The 15,701-nt window shown below is 31.5% G+C and carries 11 protein-coding genes; 6 read left to right on the top strand and 5 right to left on the bottom strand.

From position 1 onward, the window contains the following. The first annotated feature begins 1 nt into the window (after position 1). Together BKH44_RS00375 and BKH44_RS00370 are read left to right on the top strand one after the other, a co-directional pair. The gene (locus BKH44_RS00375; RefSeq protein WP_095269026.1) at positions 2 to 1,714 is read left to right on the top strand and encodes a GMC family oxidoreductase; all 1,713 of its coding nucleotides are present in this window, start codon (positions 2 to 4) and stop codon (positions 1,712 to 1,714) included. Between the two features lie 80 nt (positions 1,715 to 1,794). Continuing rightward, entirely contained in the window at positions 1,795 to 3,510 is a 1,716-nt protein-coding gene (locus BKH44_RS00370) for a thiamine pyrophosphate-dependent enzyme (RefSeq protein WP_095269024.1), read from the top strand. Positions 3,511 to 3,531: 21 nt separating this feature from the next. Here the strand turns inward: BKH44_RS00370 and BKH44_RS00365 are convergent, their stop codons facing one another. The 4 genes from BKH44_RS00365 to tsaD all read right to left on the bottom strand — a co-directional run bounded on the left by BKH44_RS00365 (position 3,532) and on the right by tsaD (position 8,451). Beyond that, positions 3,532 to 5,223, bottom strand: coding sequence for an ABC transporter ATP-binding protein (locus tag BKH44_RS00365; protein WP_257842553.1), 1,692 nt, complete (start codon positions 5,221 to 5,223; stop codon positions 3,532 to 3,534). Beyond that, a complete protein-coding gene (locus tag BKH44_RS00360) occupies positions 5,210 to 6,175 on the bottom strand; it encodes a GDP-L-fucose synthase (protein WP_095269022.1) in 966 nt (321 codons plus the stop codon). Before BKH44_RS00360 ends, BKH44_RS00365 begins: the two co-directional genes overlap by 14 nt. Positions 6,176 to 6,217: 42 nt before the next feature. After that, the gene (gene gmd, locus BKH44_RS00355) at positions 6,218 to 7,333 is read right to left on the bottom strand and encodes a GDP-mannose 4,6-dehydratase (protein WP_219349875.1); all 1,116 of its coding nucleotides are present in this window, start codon (positions 7,331 to 7,333) and stop codon (positions 6,218 to 6,220) included. Positions 7,334 to 7,398: 65 nt separating this feature from the next. Then, entirely contained in the window at positions 7,399 to 8,451 is a 1,053-nt protein-coding gene (gene tsaD / locus BKH44_RS00350) for a tRNA (adenosine(37)-N6)-threonylcarbamoyltransferase complex transferase subunit TsaD (protein ID WP_095269018.1), read from the bottom strand. Between the two features lie 57 nt (positions 8,452 to 8,508). Here tsaD and BKH44_RS00345 point away from each other — a divergent pair, with 57 nt between their 5' ends. The 4 genes from BKH44_RS00345 to ciaB all read left to right on the top strand — a co-directional run bounded on the left by BKH44_RS00345 (position 8,509) and on the right by ciaB (position 14,780). Continuing rightward, positions 8,509 to 9,507 (top strand): agmatine deiminase family protein, encoded by a 999-nt coding sequence (locus tag BKH44_RS00345; protein ID WP_095269016.1) that lies wholly within the window; start codon positions 8,509 to 8,511, stop codon positions 9,505 to 9,507. Positions 9,508 to 9,519: 12 nt separating this feature from the next. Next, positions 9,520 to 11,796 carry a carbamoyltransferase HypF gene (gene hypF / locus BKH44_RS00340; protein ID WP_180674062.1) on the top strand — a complete coding sequence of 759 codons (2,277 nt, stop codon included), beginning with the start codon at positions 9,520 to 9,522 and terminating at the stop codon, positions 11,794 to 11,796. A 13-nt stretch (positions 11,797 to 11,809) separates the two neighbouring features. After that, positions 11,810 to 12,820, top strand: a complete 1,011-nt coding sequence (gene hypE, locus BKH44_RS00335; protein WP_095269359.1) for a hydrogenase expression/formation protein HypE — start codon at positions 11,810 to 11,812, stop codon at positions 12,818 to 12,820. Positions 12,821 to 12,920: 100 nt separating this feature from the next. Then, positions 12,921 to 14,780 carry an invasion protein CiaB gene (gene ciaB, locus BKH44_RS00330; protein ID WP_095269013.1) on the top strand — a complete coding sequence of 620 codons (1,860 nt, stop codon included), beginning with the start codon at positions 12,921 to 12,923 and terminating at the stop codon, positions 14,778 to 14,780. Positions 14,781 to 14,828: 48 nt separating this feature from the next. On the opposite strand, the gene BKH44_RS00325 is transcribed toward ciaB, so the two are convergent. Continuing rightward, positions 14,829 to 15,695 carry an ATP-binding protein gene (locus BKH44_RS00325; protein ID WP_095269012.1) on the bottom strand — a complete coding sequence of 289 codons (867 nt, stop codon included), beginning with the start codon at positions 15,693 to 15,695 and terminating at the stop codon, positions 14,829 to 14,831. Positions 15,696 to 15,701: the final 6 nt, after the last annotated feature.

Genomic DNA, 15,701 nt, shown 5'->3' with positions numbered 1-15,701 from the left:
AATGGCAAAAATTTTAAAAAAAGTTGATGTAGTGACTGTTGGAGTTGGTTGGACTGGAGGGATTGTAGCTGCAGAATGTTCTAAGGCTGGATTAAAAGTAGTTGGATTAGAAAGGGGCGGATCTCGAACTACAGAGGATTTTTCACAAATACATGATGAATATCGCTATGCTATTAATTATGGATTGATGCAAGATCTTTCAAAGGAGACTGTTACCTTTAGGAATACCCTGAACCAAAAAGCTTTGCCTATGCGAAAAATGGGTTCTTTTTTGCTTGGTAATGGGGAAGGGGGTGCAGGAGTTCATTGGAATGGATGGACTTATAGGTTTTTTCCTTATGATTTTGAGATCAAAACGATGACAGAAAAACGTTATGGTAAAAATAAAGTTTCAAAAGATTATTTGATTCAAGATTGGGGTATTACCTATGATGAAATGGAACCTTATTTTGATAAATTTGAAAAAACTGCTGGTATTTCTGGAGAAGCAAAAAATCCTTTTGAAGGAAAAAGATCAAGTGATTATCCTAATCCTCCTTTGAATAATACACCTATTTTATTGCATTTTGAGGAAGTAACCAAGAAGATGAATTACCATCCTTATAGGATGCCTGCTGCTAATAGTTCTCAAAGCTACACAAATCCAGATGGAGAAACCCTTAATCCTTGTCAATATTGTGCATTTTGTGAAAGATTTGGTTGTGAATATGGTGCAAAAGCTTCTCCAATTGTAACAGTCATTCCAACAGCTTTAAAAACTGGAAATTATGAGATCAGGCATCATAGCAATGTGGTAGAGATTTTGAAAAAAGGAGATAAAGTTACAGGTGTCAAATACATCAATACACTCACTTTGGAAGAATATATCCAACCAGCTGATATTGTCGTTTTGAGTAGTTATATGCTCAATAATGCAAAATTATTAATGATATCAAAAATAGGGGAACAATATGATCCTATGACTCGCAAAGGCACATTAGGAAAAAACTATTGCTACCAACTCAATCCTGCAACTACAGCATTTTTTGATAAACAGTTTAATGTTTTTATGGGAGCAGGGGCTTTGGGGACAAATATTGATGATTTTAATGGTGATAATTTTGATCATTCAGATTTAGATTTTATACACGGTGCTTTGATATATGGTCTTCAAAGTGGTGCTAGACCAATTTCAAATAATCCAGTTCAAAAAGGTATCCCTTCTTGGGGAAGTGCTTTTAAAAGAGCTTCTATTTATAATTATACTAGGGTTATTACTGTTGGTGGACAGGGGTCTTCAATGCCTTATTTCCAAAATTACTTATCTTTGGATCCAACTTATAAAGATGCTTATGGTTATCCTTTGCTTAGGATGACTTATAATTTCACTGATCAAGATAGGGCACTTTTTAAGTTTATTACAAAAAAAACTGAAGCTATTGCTAAGGCAATGAATCCTAAAAGTATCCTTTCAGTGCCGCAAATTACTAATTATTCTGTTATCCCTTATCAATCAACGCATAATGTAGGGGGCACTACAATGGGTATAGATCCTAGCATTAGTGTTGTGAATACTTATTTGCAACATTGGGATGCGGATAATCTTTTTGTTGTGGGGGCTGGAAATTTTGCCCATAATAGTGGTTATAATCCAACTGGGACTGCAGGAGCATTAGCGTATCGATGTGCAGAAGGGATTATAAAATATCATAAAACTGGTTCCAAGCTTGGATAAAAACTGTTTTTGACTTTTTGACTAAGTGTTTAATATTTTGGTAGTAAAATCAAAATATAAAGATTTAGGAGGTAGCTCAAATGAAGGTTGCAGAAGTTATTGTCCAGACATTAGTTCAAGCTGGAGTGCAGAGATGTTATGGTATTGTTGGGGATACGCTCAATCATTTTACTGATGCTATTTATCATAATAAGAAAATACAATGGATACATATGAGGCATGAAGAGGCAGGTGGTTTTGCAGCTGCAGCTGATGCACTTATTACGAAAAAACCTGTTGCTTGTGCTGGTTCTTGTGGTCCAGGTAGTCTGCATTTTATCAATTCTCTGATGGATGCAGCTCGTAATGGTGCTCCAGTTGTCCTAATTGCTAGTCAGTTGGCAACTACAAGTTTAGGGAGTGAGTTTCCTCAAGAGGTAGATTTTAAAAGTATTTATGGTAATTTTTGTGTGTATTGTGAAGAAATAATAAATCCTTCTCAAGCTCAATATATAGTAACAATGGCACTTCAAAATGCTATCAATAAAAAAGGTGTATCTGTTGTTATCGTTCCAGTCGATATAAGTGTGGCTTGTGTAGAGTTCAATCCTAACTTAAAAGTCCATTCCCCTAAACCTATTTTTTGCCCATCCAAAGAAGATATTGTTCAGGTGGCTAAATTCCTTTCTGCTGGGAAAAAAGTCGCAATATTTGCAGGTGCAGGTGTAGAAGATGCTCATGATGAAATGATAGCTCTGGCTCAAAAAATAAAAGCTCCTATTGGACACTCTGCTCGTTCAAAAGATTTCGTTGAATATGATAATCCTTATAATATGGGTATGACTGGGCTTGTTGGTATAAAATCTGGATTTGACATGATGAATGAATGTGATACTTTATTGGTTTTGGGTTCTGATTTGGCTTGGAAGCAATTTTATCCGCTGAATGCTACTATTATTCAAATTGATAATCAATCTTCTCATCTTGCTCGTCGATGTGAAGTAGAGTTAGCTCTTTTGGGAAATGTGAAAGATACTTTAGAAAGATTGCTTGAGGTTGTAGCAGAAAAATCTGATCGTTCTTTTTTAGATCATTGCCTCAAAATAAAAGCAGAAACAGATAAAAAAATGCTCAAAGATATAAAAACTTCAGGTGAACTCATTCACCCACAAGTTTTGATTGGACTCATCGATAAATATGCCACTAAAGATGCTTTATTTAGTGCAGATGGTGGTTCTCCTATGGTTTGGGCTCTGCGTTACCTTACAAGCACAAAGCAACGTCGTATTTTTACTTCTCTTTTGCATGGAACAATGGCAAATGCTATGCCAATGGCTTTGGGACTCAAAAAAGCGTTCCCGGAGAGGGAAGTGATTTCCTTATCTGGAGATGGTGGTTTGGCAATGCTTTTGGGTGATTTACTCACCGCTATTCAGGAAAATATACCCATTAAAATTGTTGTTTTTAATAATGCTTCTTTGAATTTTGTAGAATTGGAACAAAAAGTTGAAGGACTCTTAGATAACTATACGGATTTAAAAAATCCTTCATTTGCGAAAGTAGCCGATGCTATAGGATTTGAAGCTTATAGGGTAGAAAAAACTTCTGAGCTTGAAGATACGCTTAGGAAGTTTTTTGCTTCTTCAAAAGCTGCATTATTAGATGTACTTGTCAATCCAAAAGAATTGGTAATGCCTCCAAAAGTTGAACTTTCTGAAGTAGCACATTTTGCATTATATTCAGCGAAAGCTTTGATGGCTGGTAGAGTAAAAGATGTGGAAGAATTGTTAAAAACTAATGTCAAAAACTTGCTTTAAAAGATCAATTTGCGGGTTTTGTTATTTTATTTCTATTTTTCTTCCACACCTTTCTATTGTGCTCAATCGGTGGGCTATGATAAGGAGGGTTTTATTTTCTGCTATTTTGTATATTTCATCCATAATTTTTGCTTCTGTATCATTATCTAAAGCACTTGTGGCTTCATCAAGGACTAAAATTTCAGGATTATCATAAATAGCCCTTGCGATCCCTATACGTTGCTTTTGACCACCACTAAGCTTGATACCCCCATCGCCAACAAATGTATTTAAGCCATCGTTTTGTTCTAAAAAGTTGTCAATATTTGCCATTTTGCAAGCCCAAATGAGTTTTTCTTCTTCTAATTCACTCCCAAATGCTATATTTTCAGCTACTGTTCCATCAAATAAATATATATTTTGTGGGATATAGCCTATTTTTTTTCTCCAAGATTTGATATTTTTATTTGTAAGCTTGTGATCATCAATATAAATATCGCCAAAATTTGGTTCATAAAGTCCTATGATCAGATCAACCAAAGTTGATTTTCCTGCCCCACTATGACCGATGAAAGCTATTTTTTCACCTTTATGGATTGTGAGATTAAAATCATTTAGGATTGGTTTATTTGGAATATAACTAAAACAAACATTTTTCAATGCAATGGTATGGTTGAAAGTAATTGGTTGAGAATATTCAGGTTTAGTTTTATAAGTGAGTTCTTGATAAACTATTTCTAGAGATTTTTTATTATACATCATCATATTATAGCCCATCATTATTTTGTTAATAGAGGGTAATATTCGATAAAGTGCTAAAGCATACATTGAAATGATTGGTAACACAGCATTTGTATCATTATATCGATAAAGGATATAAGCTACGCAAGCAACCAATATAGAAAAACCTATAGTTTCAAGGATATTTTTTGGAAGTACATTGAGTGTTTCACAAACGATTTGTGTTTTTACTTTTTTTTGATCTGCTTTGATAAAATCATCATAGATAACCTTTTCATTATTTTTTAATTTGATGATTTTAAAATTTCCAAAAGTCTTTGATAAGATTTTAAGAACTTTTTCTTCCATTTGAATACGAATTCTACCTTGCATCTTAATGATTTTGGAAATATTTTTAGTTATGAATAAAATTTTAAGTCCTAATATGAGGCTTAGTACAAGAGTCATTTTCCAACTAACCAAAAGCAAGAGGATATACAAAAGCAAAATAGTGAATGATTCTGAAAAGATTATTAATAAATTTTTCAAATAATCAGAAGTTTCAAAACATTTTGCATTTATATCGCTGCGGATTTTATCTGTGTTTTTGTTAATAAAATCCAAATAGCTCAATTCTATATTTTTGCAAAAAAGTTTATATGAGAAATAATGGAATTTACCAAGTGCAAAGCGATTTAGGGAGTAAAAATAAACGATATTATATAATGATCTGAAAATGTAAAATCCAATCAGTATGACACTGAAAAAAAGCATAAAATTGACCGTTGATTGGAAATTAAAAAATTTATAAATACTATCTGTAATTTTGTTTTCAAAAATTAATTGCGGAGAGTTCGCAAGTGTAATAAAAGGCATTATAACACTAATCCCAAAAGTTTCTATAATAGATAAGAATATTGTCCCAATAAAAAGAAAAAACAAAATGATTTTATCTTTTTTAGTAATCAATTCACGGAGTTTTTTAAGATCACCAAAAAAATTATCTTTGTTCATTTTGTATGTACCATTCATAAACTTTTTTAATGCCAGATTCAAGTGTTATCTTTGGACTCCAGCCAAGAAGATTAAGTTTTGAAGAATCTAATAATTTTTGAAAAGTCCCATCAGGTTTTGAGGCATCAAAAATAATATTACCTTCAAAACCAACAATTTTTTTGATGAGTAATGCAAGTTCGCAGATACTTATATCACTCCCATAACCAATATTAATATGAGTATTTTTTATTAGTCCACCATCTTTTTTTAAGTCTTTAAAATCAATATTTTCCATTATGTGTAAGCAAGCTTGAGCCATATCTGAACTATGGAGGAATTCTCTTTTGGGTTTACCACTACCCCATACATTTACCACATCTATTTTTTTTAACTTTGCTTCGTGGAATTTTCTTATCAAGGCAGGCAAAACATGTGAAGTTTCTAAATCAAAATTATCATTTTCACCATAAAGATTTGTAGGCATTGCACAGACAAAATTACATCCATATTGAAGATTGAAAGCTTCACACATTTTGAGTCCTGCAATTTTGGCAATGGCATAAGGTTCATTTGTATATTCAAGCTCATTGGTTAATAAATAAGATTCTTTGATAGGTTGAGGAGTATTTTTAGGATAAATACAGCTTGAACCAAGGAACAAAAGTTTTTTTACTCCATATTCATAAGCATTGTAAATAATATTATTTTGAATGCAAAGATTATGGTAAATAAAATCTGCACGGTAAGTATTGTTTGCATTTATTCCACCTACTTTTGCTGCAGCTAAAAAAATATATTCAGGTTTTTCTTTTATAAAAAAATTTTTAACTTGTGTGAAATCAATCAAATTTAATTCATTTTTTGTCTTAATCAAGAGATTATCATAACCTTTTGATCGCAAAAGGTTATAAATTGCAGAGCCAACCAATCCTTTATGTCCGGCAATAAAAATTTTAGAATTTTTTTTCATTTTTACTCCTTAATTTATAAAATATTTTAATTATATGATAGTTTATTCAAAATAACTCAGTATTTCATAGCCATTTTCTTGCAGATGTTTGTCTCTTTGGACAAGTCTTATATCAGATTCCATCATATCTGCAATGAGATTTTTTAGGTCATATTCTGGTATCCAACCAAGTTCATTTTTAGCCTTGGAAGCATCTCCAATTAAAATATCTACTTCAGTAGGTCGAAAATAACGCGAATCTACATTGATAACTTCTTTACCAATAGGGAGTTGAAAGTTTTTATCTTCACATTTTGCGATATAACCTTTTTCATTAATCCCAATTCCTTTAAATTCAATGCTAATACCTATTTCTTTGAATGCCAGCCTGACAAATTCCCTTACTTCTGTAGTGATACCTGTAGCAATAACCCAATCTTGAGCTTTTTTAGCTTGAAGTATCATCCACATCATACGAATATAATCTTTTGCATGTCCCCAATCTCTTTTTGCTGACAAATTCCCTAAATATAATTTATCTTGTAACCCAAGTGCGATTTTTGCTACACCTCTTGTGATTTTACGTGTTACGAAAGTTTCTCCTCTGATAGGACTTTCGTGATTGAATAAAATTCCATTGCTGGCAAAAATACCATAAGCTTCACGATAATTTACAGTAATCCAGTAGGCATAAAGCTTTGCACAAGCATATGGAGAACGTGGATAAAATGGGGTAGACTCTTTTTGTGGTATTTCTTGAACCTTGCCAAAAAGTTCGCTTGTTGATGCTTGATAGATTCTAGTTTTTTTACTCAAGCCTAAAAGCCTTACTGCTTCTAGTATCCTAAGTGTGCCTATACCATCTGCATTTGCAGTATATTCAGGTGTTTCAAACGACACAGCTACATGGCTCATAGCAGCTAAATTATAGATCTCATCAGGCTGAACTTCTTGTATAATCCTTGTTAAATTCATCGAGTCAGTCATATCTCCATAGTGAAGGATAAAATCACGATTTTTTATATGAGGATCTTGATAGAGATGATCAATCCTATCTGTATTGAATAAGGAACTCCTACGTTTAATGCCATGTACGATATAGTTTTTTTTGAGTAAAAATTCTGCCAAATATGCTCCATCTTGCCCAGTAATCCCAGTAATCAATGCAACTTTCATCATAGCCCTTAATCATTATTGTAGAAATTTTGTAGAAATTCGATGATATTTTAACATATCTTAAAATTTTAAAGTTCTATAAATTCAAATTCATTGCTTTTTGGTGAGGCTTGAAGGGTTAATGGATCAGAAAAATCTTTTTGAAGGTATTTTTCAATACTCGCACGTCCTATCATAGCTGCATTATCAGAGCAAAATTCTATTGGGGCAAGGAGGAGATGAGAATTATAATGAGTGCATAATTCTTGAATTTGATTTCTCAAATAAGAATTTGCACTTGCTCCACCTACAATACAAAAATTTTTTATTGGATCATAGGAAGATTGTTTGAATTTGAAATATTTATGGAGTTGATTCAAAAGGTGTTCGCATGCAACTTTTTGAAATCCTGCACAGATGCTTTGAATCAATAGAGTATCTTGGATATCAGTTCCTTTCTCTTGAGCTTTTAAAATCGCTAGTCTTACTGCATTTTTAAGACCTGAAAAACTAAAGGATATTTTTTTAGAATGTTTCAAGGGTAATGGGAAATGGTATGATTTATCTTGAGGACAAGAAAGGGCATATTTTTCCACTATAGGACCTCCAGGATAACCTAAAGAAAGCATTTTGGCTACTTTATCAAAACTTTCTCCAAAGCTATCATCAATGCTTTGAGCGATAATAGACATTTGGTTATGGCTTTTAGCTTCAATGATTAAGGTATGTCCACCAGATACAAGTAAAACACTGAGTGGAAAAATAACTTTTGGTTGATTGATAAAAAGGGAATAAATATGTCCTTTGAGGTGATTGACACTGATAAGGGGTAACTTTAAAGAGAGAGATAAGGATTTTGCCATTATCAAGCCTTCTATTAATGTAATATTAAGACCAGGTTGTGTTGTAACGGCTATGGCCTTGAGGCTAGAAAATGAATCATTTAAAAAAACTTTTGCTTTTGATAAAATTTGAGGTAAATCTTGAGCATGAAGCCTTGAAGCTATTTCAGGGACAACGCCACCATAAATACTATGAATATTTTCTTGAGAGATTTTTAAATGAAAAAGTAATTCAAAAGTATTGATATCAGTGATAGCAATTGAACTATCATCACAACTACTTTCAATGCTTAGAATCATAATTTTTCCATTTTAATGTAAAATTTCAATAATTATAACAAAAAAATAAGGCAAAAAATGAAACGGATGAAAGCAGAATGGGAAAAACAAAGTGCAATATTATTAGCATTTCCTCATAAAAAAAGTGATTGGATAGAAAATATCCAAGCAGCTAGGGAAAATTTTTTGGCTATTATCAAAAAGATTATTTTATTTCAAAAGGTTATTGTCTGTGTAGATAATGATGATTTTGAAGGGAAAAGGATTTTAGTGAGTTTAAATAATGATAAAATTGAGCTTGTTAAAATCAATACTAATGATACTTGGGCAAGAGATTTTGGTCCAATAAGTATTGAAGAGAAAGGGAAAGTTAAGTTATTAGATTTTGGTTTTAATGGTTGGGGGTTGAAATTTCGTGCTGATTTTGATAATAAAATCAATCGGGTTTTGTATCAAAAAAAAGTCTTGAAACAAGAACTCCAAACAATACCCCTTATCCTTGAAGGTGGGAGTATTGACACAGATGGAGAAGGTAGGATTTTAACCAATACACAGTGCTTATTACAAGCCAATCGCAATCCTCATTTAAATCAACTTGGGATAGAAGAGAGGCTAAAAGAAACTTTAGGTGTTCAAGAAATATTATGGCTACATTCAGGATATTTAGCAGGTGATGATACAGATAGTCACATTGATACACTTGCTAGGTTTATCAATCCTAAAAGCATTGCTTATATCAAATGTGAAGATAAAAATGATGAACATTATGAGTCTCTTTGCAAAATGGAAAAAGAACTTGGTGCGTTAAAAACAAAAGAAGGCAAACCGTATCGTTTGATACCCCTGCCATTCACAAATCCAATTTATAAGGAGAATAAAAGACTTCCAGCAAGTTATGCAAACTTTTTATTTATTAATGATGCTCTTTTAGTGCCCACATATAAAGACAAAAAAGATAAAAAAGCACTTGAAATTCTACAAAAAGTTTGCCCAGATAGGAAAGTTATTGGGATCGATTGTTCTACTTTGATAGAACAACATGGTAGCTTACATTGCGTTACTATGCAGATTTATTAGCAGGTAATTATATTGAGTGCTAAATATATTAAAATATTTATTGGAGGAGTGATTCAAGGAGTTGGGTTTCGTCCTTTTATTTATCGTCTAGCTAGAGAAATGGATTTGAATGGTTGGGTAAAAAATCTTGGTGGAAGGGTAGAAATACTTGTCAATAGAGATAAATCAGAAGATTTTATCCAAAGAATTATGGATGAAGCCCCAAATTCTTCTCAAATTTATGATATTGAGACTCAAATATATGATGGTAATGAAGTTTTAAAAGATTTTAAGATTTTAGAAAGTCAAAGAGAAAAATTAGGATTGCAACCTTTAACAAAAGATAGGGCAATTTGTGATGTTTGTCTTTTGGAAATGGAAGATAAAACAAATAGACATTATGGTTATGCTTTTACAAATTGTACAGATTGTGGTCCTCGATATAGCATTTTAAAGACATTGCCTTACGATAGAAAAAATACCTCAATGAGTTCATTTAAAATGTGTAGTGAATGTCAAAATGAATATAAAAACCCTGAAGATAGAAGATTTCATGCACAAACAAATTCTTGTTTGAAATGTGCCATAGATTTGAAATTTTATCATCAAGGGGAATTAAAAGGTATTAATGAACAAGCTATTGAAAAATGTGCTATAGCTCTTAAAGAGGGTAAAATCATAGCATTGAAGGGAATAGGGGGATTTACTTTGATTTGTAATGCAATGAATGATGAAAGTATTCAAAGACTTAGGAAAAAGAAGCACAGACCCAAAAAACCATTTGCACTAATGGTAAGAGATATTCAAATGGCTTTGAAGCTTGTATATTTGTCAAATCAAGAGATAGAAGCTTTAACATCATCAGTAGCACCGATTGTTTTGGCAAGAAAAAAGAATTTTATGGATACAGAGAAGATTGCTCCAAATATTGAAACTCTGGGTATTGTCTTGCCTTATAGCGGATTGCATCATTTGCTTTTTCAACAAATTGATTTTCCCATTGTGTTCACTAGTGCAAATATAAGCGGAGAACCTATTATTAAAAATTTTGACGAACTTTTAAAAAAGCTTGATGGTATATTTGATGGTGTCTTGGATTATGAAAGAGAGATTGTGCATTTTATTGATGACAGTGTAGTGCGTTTGATTGCAGGGGAAATGAGGCCTATTCGATTGGGTAGAGGATTAGCACCTTTGGATTTAAATATTGATATAAATTCTATAAATGTATGTGTGGGGATGGGTGCAGAGCAAAAATCTAGTTTGACTTATGCATACATGGATGAGTATATTGTATCCCCTTATATTGGAGATTTGGATAATCCAGATACTGAAAAACGTTATGAAGAAATTTTTGATTTCTTTGGGCAAATATATTCCCTAAAACCTGATATTTTAGCAAGAGATTTGCATAATAATCATCACTCTAGTATAATTAGTGCTAAAAAATCTACACAAATCCAATGTAAAGAGATAAAAATTCAACATCATCAAGCCCATTTTTGTGCGATTTTTGCTGAAGCTATCCTTCAAGGTATGGATATAAAAAAAGAAAACAAGGTTTTGGGTATCATTTGGGATGGTAGTGGGCTTGGTGATGATGGTAATATTTGGGGCGGGGAAATCTTTTTAGGCAATCTTTGCAGTATTGAACGTATAGGGCATTTTAAACCTTTTGGACTCATAGGTGGGGAAGAGGCTATCAAAAAAATTTATAAGATTGGTTATGGATTAGCTTTAGAATGTGGTGCGAATAAGATTATTGAAAGTTATGAAAAAATAATACCAAAAAAAGAAAGTATGCTTTTAAAAATGATGTTTGAAAAAAATATTAATACGATTAAAACAACTTCTGTAGGGAGATTGTTTGATGCTGTAGCGAGTATATGTGGATTAGTGCAAAATAATCATTATGATGGACAAACAGGGATGATATTAGAAAAACTATCAAAAGGTTCTTTAACTCAAGAATGTTATGATTTTAAAATAACTCAAGGCACTATTTTATATGAAAAAATGATATTGCAATTACAAGAAGATATTTTGACTAAAGACTTTGAAAAAATTGCTAAAAAATTTATCAATACTTTAGCAAAAATAGTCCTTGATTTTGCACTTTCTTATCCGGGATATTGTGTTGTTTTCAGTGGAGGGGTATTTCAAAATAAAGCTTTGTGTGAGAAGATTTTAGAACTTTTTAAACCCCACAATATTCGTTTTTATATGCATAAATTATTACCACCTAATGATACTTGCATTTCTTTTGGGCAGGCAGTTTATGCACAATATCATTTTAGGGATAAAAAATAGGGAGAAACAAAATATGCAAACAATCACTTTAGCTCAAGGCAATGGCGGCGTTCAAACCAATGAACTTATCAAAAATATTTTTAAAAAATATCTTGGAAAATTTATCATTGATGGTGGCGAAGATGCTGGAGTATTTGAATCTAAAGGTATTCAAGATTGGTGTGTTAGTACTGATTCTTATGTCATCTCACCTATCTTTTTTCCGGGTGGAAATATTGGAAAACTTGCTATTTGTGGGAGTAGTAATGATGTAGCTATGAAGGGTGCAAAACCTTTATATATAAGCATTGGTTTTATACTTGAAGAAGGTTTTAAAATCAATGAATTAGAAAAAATACTTCAAGGAATGGAAAAAGAACTTGAGATTACAAAAATAAAGATTTTATCAGCTGATACAAAAGTTGTAAATAAGGGTAGTGCAGATAAAATTTTTATCAATACAACAGTCATAGGGAAAATCGAAAAAAGTGGTATTTCAGCTAAAAACCTTCAAGTCGGTGATGTAATTATTTTAAGTGGCTCTATAGGTAGACATGGGAGTGTCATTTTTTGCTCAAGAAATGAAATTGGTTTGGATTCTAAATTGAAAAGTGATTGTAAACAGCTTTATCCTATATTAGAAGAAATTTTTTGTAGTTCTATTGTTATACATTCACTTAGGGATGCAACTAGGGGTGGGCTTGCTGCTGTTTTAAATGAATGGGCTGAAATGTCTGATGTAGATATTTTAATTGAAGAAGATAAAATCCCAGTGCCAAAAGAAGTCAAGGGAGTGTGTGAAATCTTAGGACTAGAGCCATATTCTTTAGCCAATGAAGGGGTATGCGTGTTTTGTGTTCCATCAAATGAGGCACAAAAAGTATGTGAAATCTTAAAAAAATATCAAGATGGTAAAGAAGCATCTATTATTGGATATATAGAAGCAAAAAATACCAAAATTCCGCGAGTTGTGTTAAAAAATGCTTGGGGTGGAAAAAGATATTTAGATTATCCACAAGGAGAGATTTTACCAAGGATTTGTTGAATGATTATTTGTATTAAAGTATTTATTTTAATTTTATGATATATTTATAATTCTTTACTTGTAATGACTATTTGATATTTTTAATTTTTAAGGAGAATTTATGGAAGGAATTCAAAATATTCCTAAGCAATTTGAAAAAGATTTAAAAAGATTTTATGCTCTGATTCAAGAACAATCTGCAGAGATTCAAGGGATTTATAAAATTTTTGATAAATCTAAAAAACAAGAAGAAAATCAATATTTTAAGATTCTGATTCAAATATGCCATCGTTTGGGTCTTGAACCCCAACAATCTACTTTGATGGCGATATGTGATCGTATAGTTAATCTTAAAGAGGGTTCTATCATACAGGTGCTTAAAAAGGAACAAAAAAGCAATTCTGAAATTTTAATTGCTAGGAAATTCTTGCTTAATTTTGTGAGTAATTTTTATGCTAAAAAACACGAAGAAATTTTATCAATAGTACAAAAGGAAAAATTATTCAATGGATTTTATCGTGAGATTTTATTAGGTGTTCATCAAGTAGGGCTTGCGATGAATGATTTTTTTGAAAGCTGGCAAGATGTGTTAATAGATGGTATCAATAAAGATATGCAAAAACATTATGGTGATAAAGAAGCTCTTAGGTTATTAGCTTCAAGTATTGATGAAGAGATATCTGAAGGAAAGTATATTACTTCAGATAGGAGCTATTCAATACCTAAAAAACTTGGAGATAAGTTTATTTCTATTCCCTATGCTTTGTCTTTTGATATTGAAATCAAGTCAATCATCAAAGCAATAGAAAAACTTTTATTGAAATTAGAAAAATTAGAAGATGAGATTTATGGAAAGAAAGATGCTTATATCCTTTATTTCAATGCTTTAAAAATTGCATTTGGTCAAAATGATAAAAATAAACTTATTGAAAGTTGGCGGCAAGTAGATATTCATTGGATGGATATAGATACTCCTTTTCAAATAGGTCACCCTTTGGAATACTATGAAGATAGATATCGTCATTCTGTGGCACCAGAATGGGATTTAAGGATAACTAATCCTGAAAAAATGAATGATAAAAGAGTTAAAGATTCTATAATTTCAATGTTTATGGAATATGCACAAAAATTGAAAGCATCAGAAAAATTAAAAACTTCTAATCTTGATGCTTTGAAAAAAGTAAAATTTTATGCTGGATTACCAGCACTTTATTATGGTGCGGATATGAATGGACTTTTTTCTGCACAAGTTGTTCCAAATGATGAAATAGTTTCTAATCAGTTTGGAAAAAAGATTTTTGCTTTTGGAGATAAAATCATACAAGCAAGTAGAAATAAACCTAAAATGAAGTTGAGCTACCAAATATTTGAAGCTCTTTATTTAGAAGAGAGTCGAGAAATTTTATTTAACAATGAATCATTGTGGCATCTTGTATATGATATTACTACCAATGGACATGAATTTGGTCACATTCTTTGGATAGAGGAAGACACGCAAAGATTGATGAATATTGATGGTGAATTTAAAAATATTGAAGAATTTAAAGCTACTTGCGGAGGATTAGTAGCATTTTTTAAAAACGATTACACACAAGAAGAATTTAAAGCAGTTATGAGTGATACTATTCGTAGGGCTATAAGTTTAATGGCTTGGAAAGAACAAGAAGATGTTTTGCCCTATTATTGTGAAGGTTTAATACACCTTTATGGGGCTTTTGAGAATAAAGTCATAGAATTTTATCCAGATAAAAAACCTGTCCTTAAAATCAATCAAGATAAATATAAAGATTTAGTTTTATGGTATTTGAAGAGTTATGAGTCTTTAGCAAAACATTATATGCAAAAAATAAATGCTGGTAAATGGCTTGAACATTTTGTTTTAAAAAATCAAAAAGAATATATATCTGTTTCTAATATGGTAAATGTATTTATTCAATGGTATTGGGAACAATATCAAGAGATTGGTCAGGAAGTTTTATAAAAACAAAAAAAGCTTAATCAGATAGACTCTAAAGAGTCTATAGTTGAATCAATATTGAATTTTCAAGACTTTATTTTCAGCCATTTTTGGTATCCAAAGGTTTTTTCCATCATAAAAAATATCTGCAGGACCTTTCATTGCAGGTAAATCAAGCACTTTAACTTTACCGTTTTTATCAATACTATAGATAATACCTTTGAGATTTTCTCCCCAGCTGCTCACCAAAAGATTACCTTTAGAATCAAATGTAATTCCATCAAGTTGTCCTCTGATATCAGATAGCATATGAAGGGTGTGGTTTTTGTCTTTCAGATCAATGTAGATAACTAAACCACCTGCATTACCAATTGGGTCATAACCTACTGTGTAAAGCCTTTGATTTTTTTTGTCTATCAATAAGCCATTGGGTCCTCCATATTGCTTAATATCTAAAGTTACAAAATTTTTATAATCCTTATTTTTTAGGTTAACTTGATGGATAATACCTGTTCCTGTATCACTGACAAATAAAGTATTATTATCTAATACAGCTATATCATTTAGAAAAATTGCTCCTTTTATTGGCAATGAAAAAACTTGCTTTTTATTTTTGAGATTAAAACCTTTCAAAACATCTATATCTACCACATAAAGTGTATTACCTATAACTGACATTCCTTTAGGAGCATTCATGCCATCAATAAAATGTTTTTCAATTATTTTTCCATTGATATCTAGTTTTGAAATGAAGCCATCGTTATCTTTTGCTAAAGGTTGAAGTTCGACACCTACATTTGAAACATAAACATTTTTCCCATCTACATAAACACTTTCAGGAGAATTAAAACCACTGATATCTTTAGAGTTAGTCAATAGTGTAGGGTTTGCAAATACTATTGAACTGCTTAAAATAGCTAATGCGATCATTTTTTTCATCTTTAT

Source organism: Helicobacter sp. 13S00477-4 (assembly GCF_002272785.1).
Classification (GTDB): Bacteria; Campylobacterota; Campylobacteria; order Campylobacterales; family Helicobacteraceae; genus Helicobacter_J.
Note: the sequence above shows the minus strand (reverse complement) of the source record. Positions and strands in the feature narration are given on the sequence as shown.

What these genes read in the sequence shown, in the direction of transcription:
- BKH44_RS00375 (WP_095269026.1), top strand. Translation starts at nt 2, where the DNA reads ATGGCAAAAATTTTAAAAAAAGTTGATGTAGTGACTGTTGGAGTTGGT.
- BKH44_RS00370 (WP_095269024.1), top strand. Translation starts at nt 1,795, where the DNA reads ATGAAGGTTGCAGAAGTTATTGTCCAGACATTAGTTCAAGCTGGAGTG.
- BKH44_RS00365 (WP_257842553.1), bottom strand. Translation starts at nt 5,223, where the DNA reads ATGAACAAAGATAATTTTTTTGGTGATCTTAAAAAACTCCGTGAATTG.
- BKH44_RS00360 (WP_095269022.1), bottom strand. Translation starts at nt 6,175, where the DNA reads ATGAAAAAAAATTCTAAAATTTTTATTGCCGGACATAAAGGATTGGTT.
- gmd (WP_219349875.1), bottom strand. Translation starts at nt 7,333, where the DNA reads ATGATGAAAGTTGCATTGATTACTGGGATTACTGGGCAAGATGGAGCA.
- tsaD (WP_095269018.1), bottom strand. Translation starts at nt 8,451, where the DNA reads ATGATTCTAAGCATTGAAAGTAGTTGTGATGATAGTTCAATTGCTATC.
- BKH44_RS00345 (WP_095269016.1), top strand. Translation starts at nt 8,509, where the DNA reads ATGAAACGGATGAAAGCAGAATGGGAAAAACAAAGTGCAATATTATTA.
- hypE (WP_095269359.1), top strand. Translation starts at nt 11,810, where the DNA reads ATGCAAACAATCACTTTAGCTCAAGGCAATGGCGGCGTTCAAACCAAT.
- ciaB (WP_095269013.1), top strand. Translation starts at nt 12,921, where the DNA reads ATGGAAGGAATTCAAAATATTCCTAAGCAATTTGAAAAAGATTTAAAA.
- BKH44_RS00325 (WP_095269012.1), bottom strand. Translation starts at nt 15,695, where the DNA reads ATGAAAAAAATGATCGCATTAGCTATTTTAAGCAGTTCAATAGTATTT.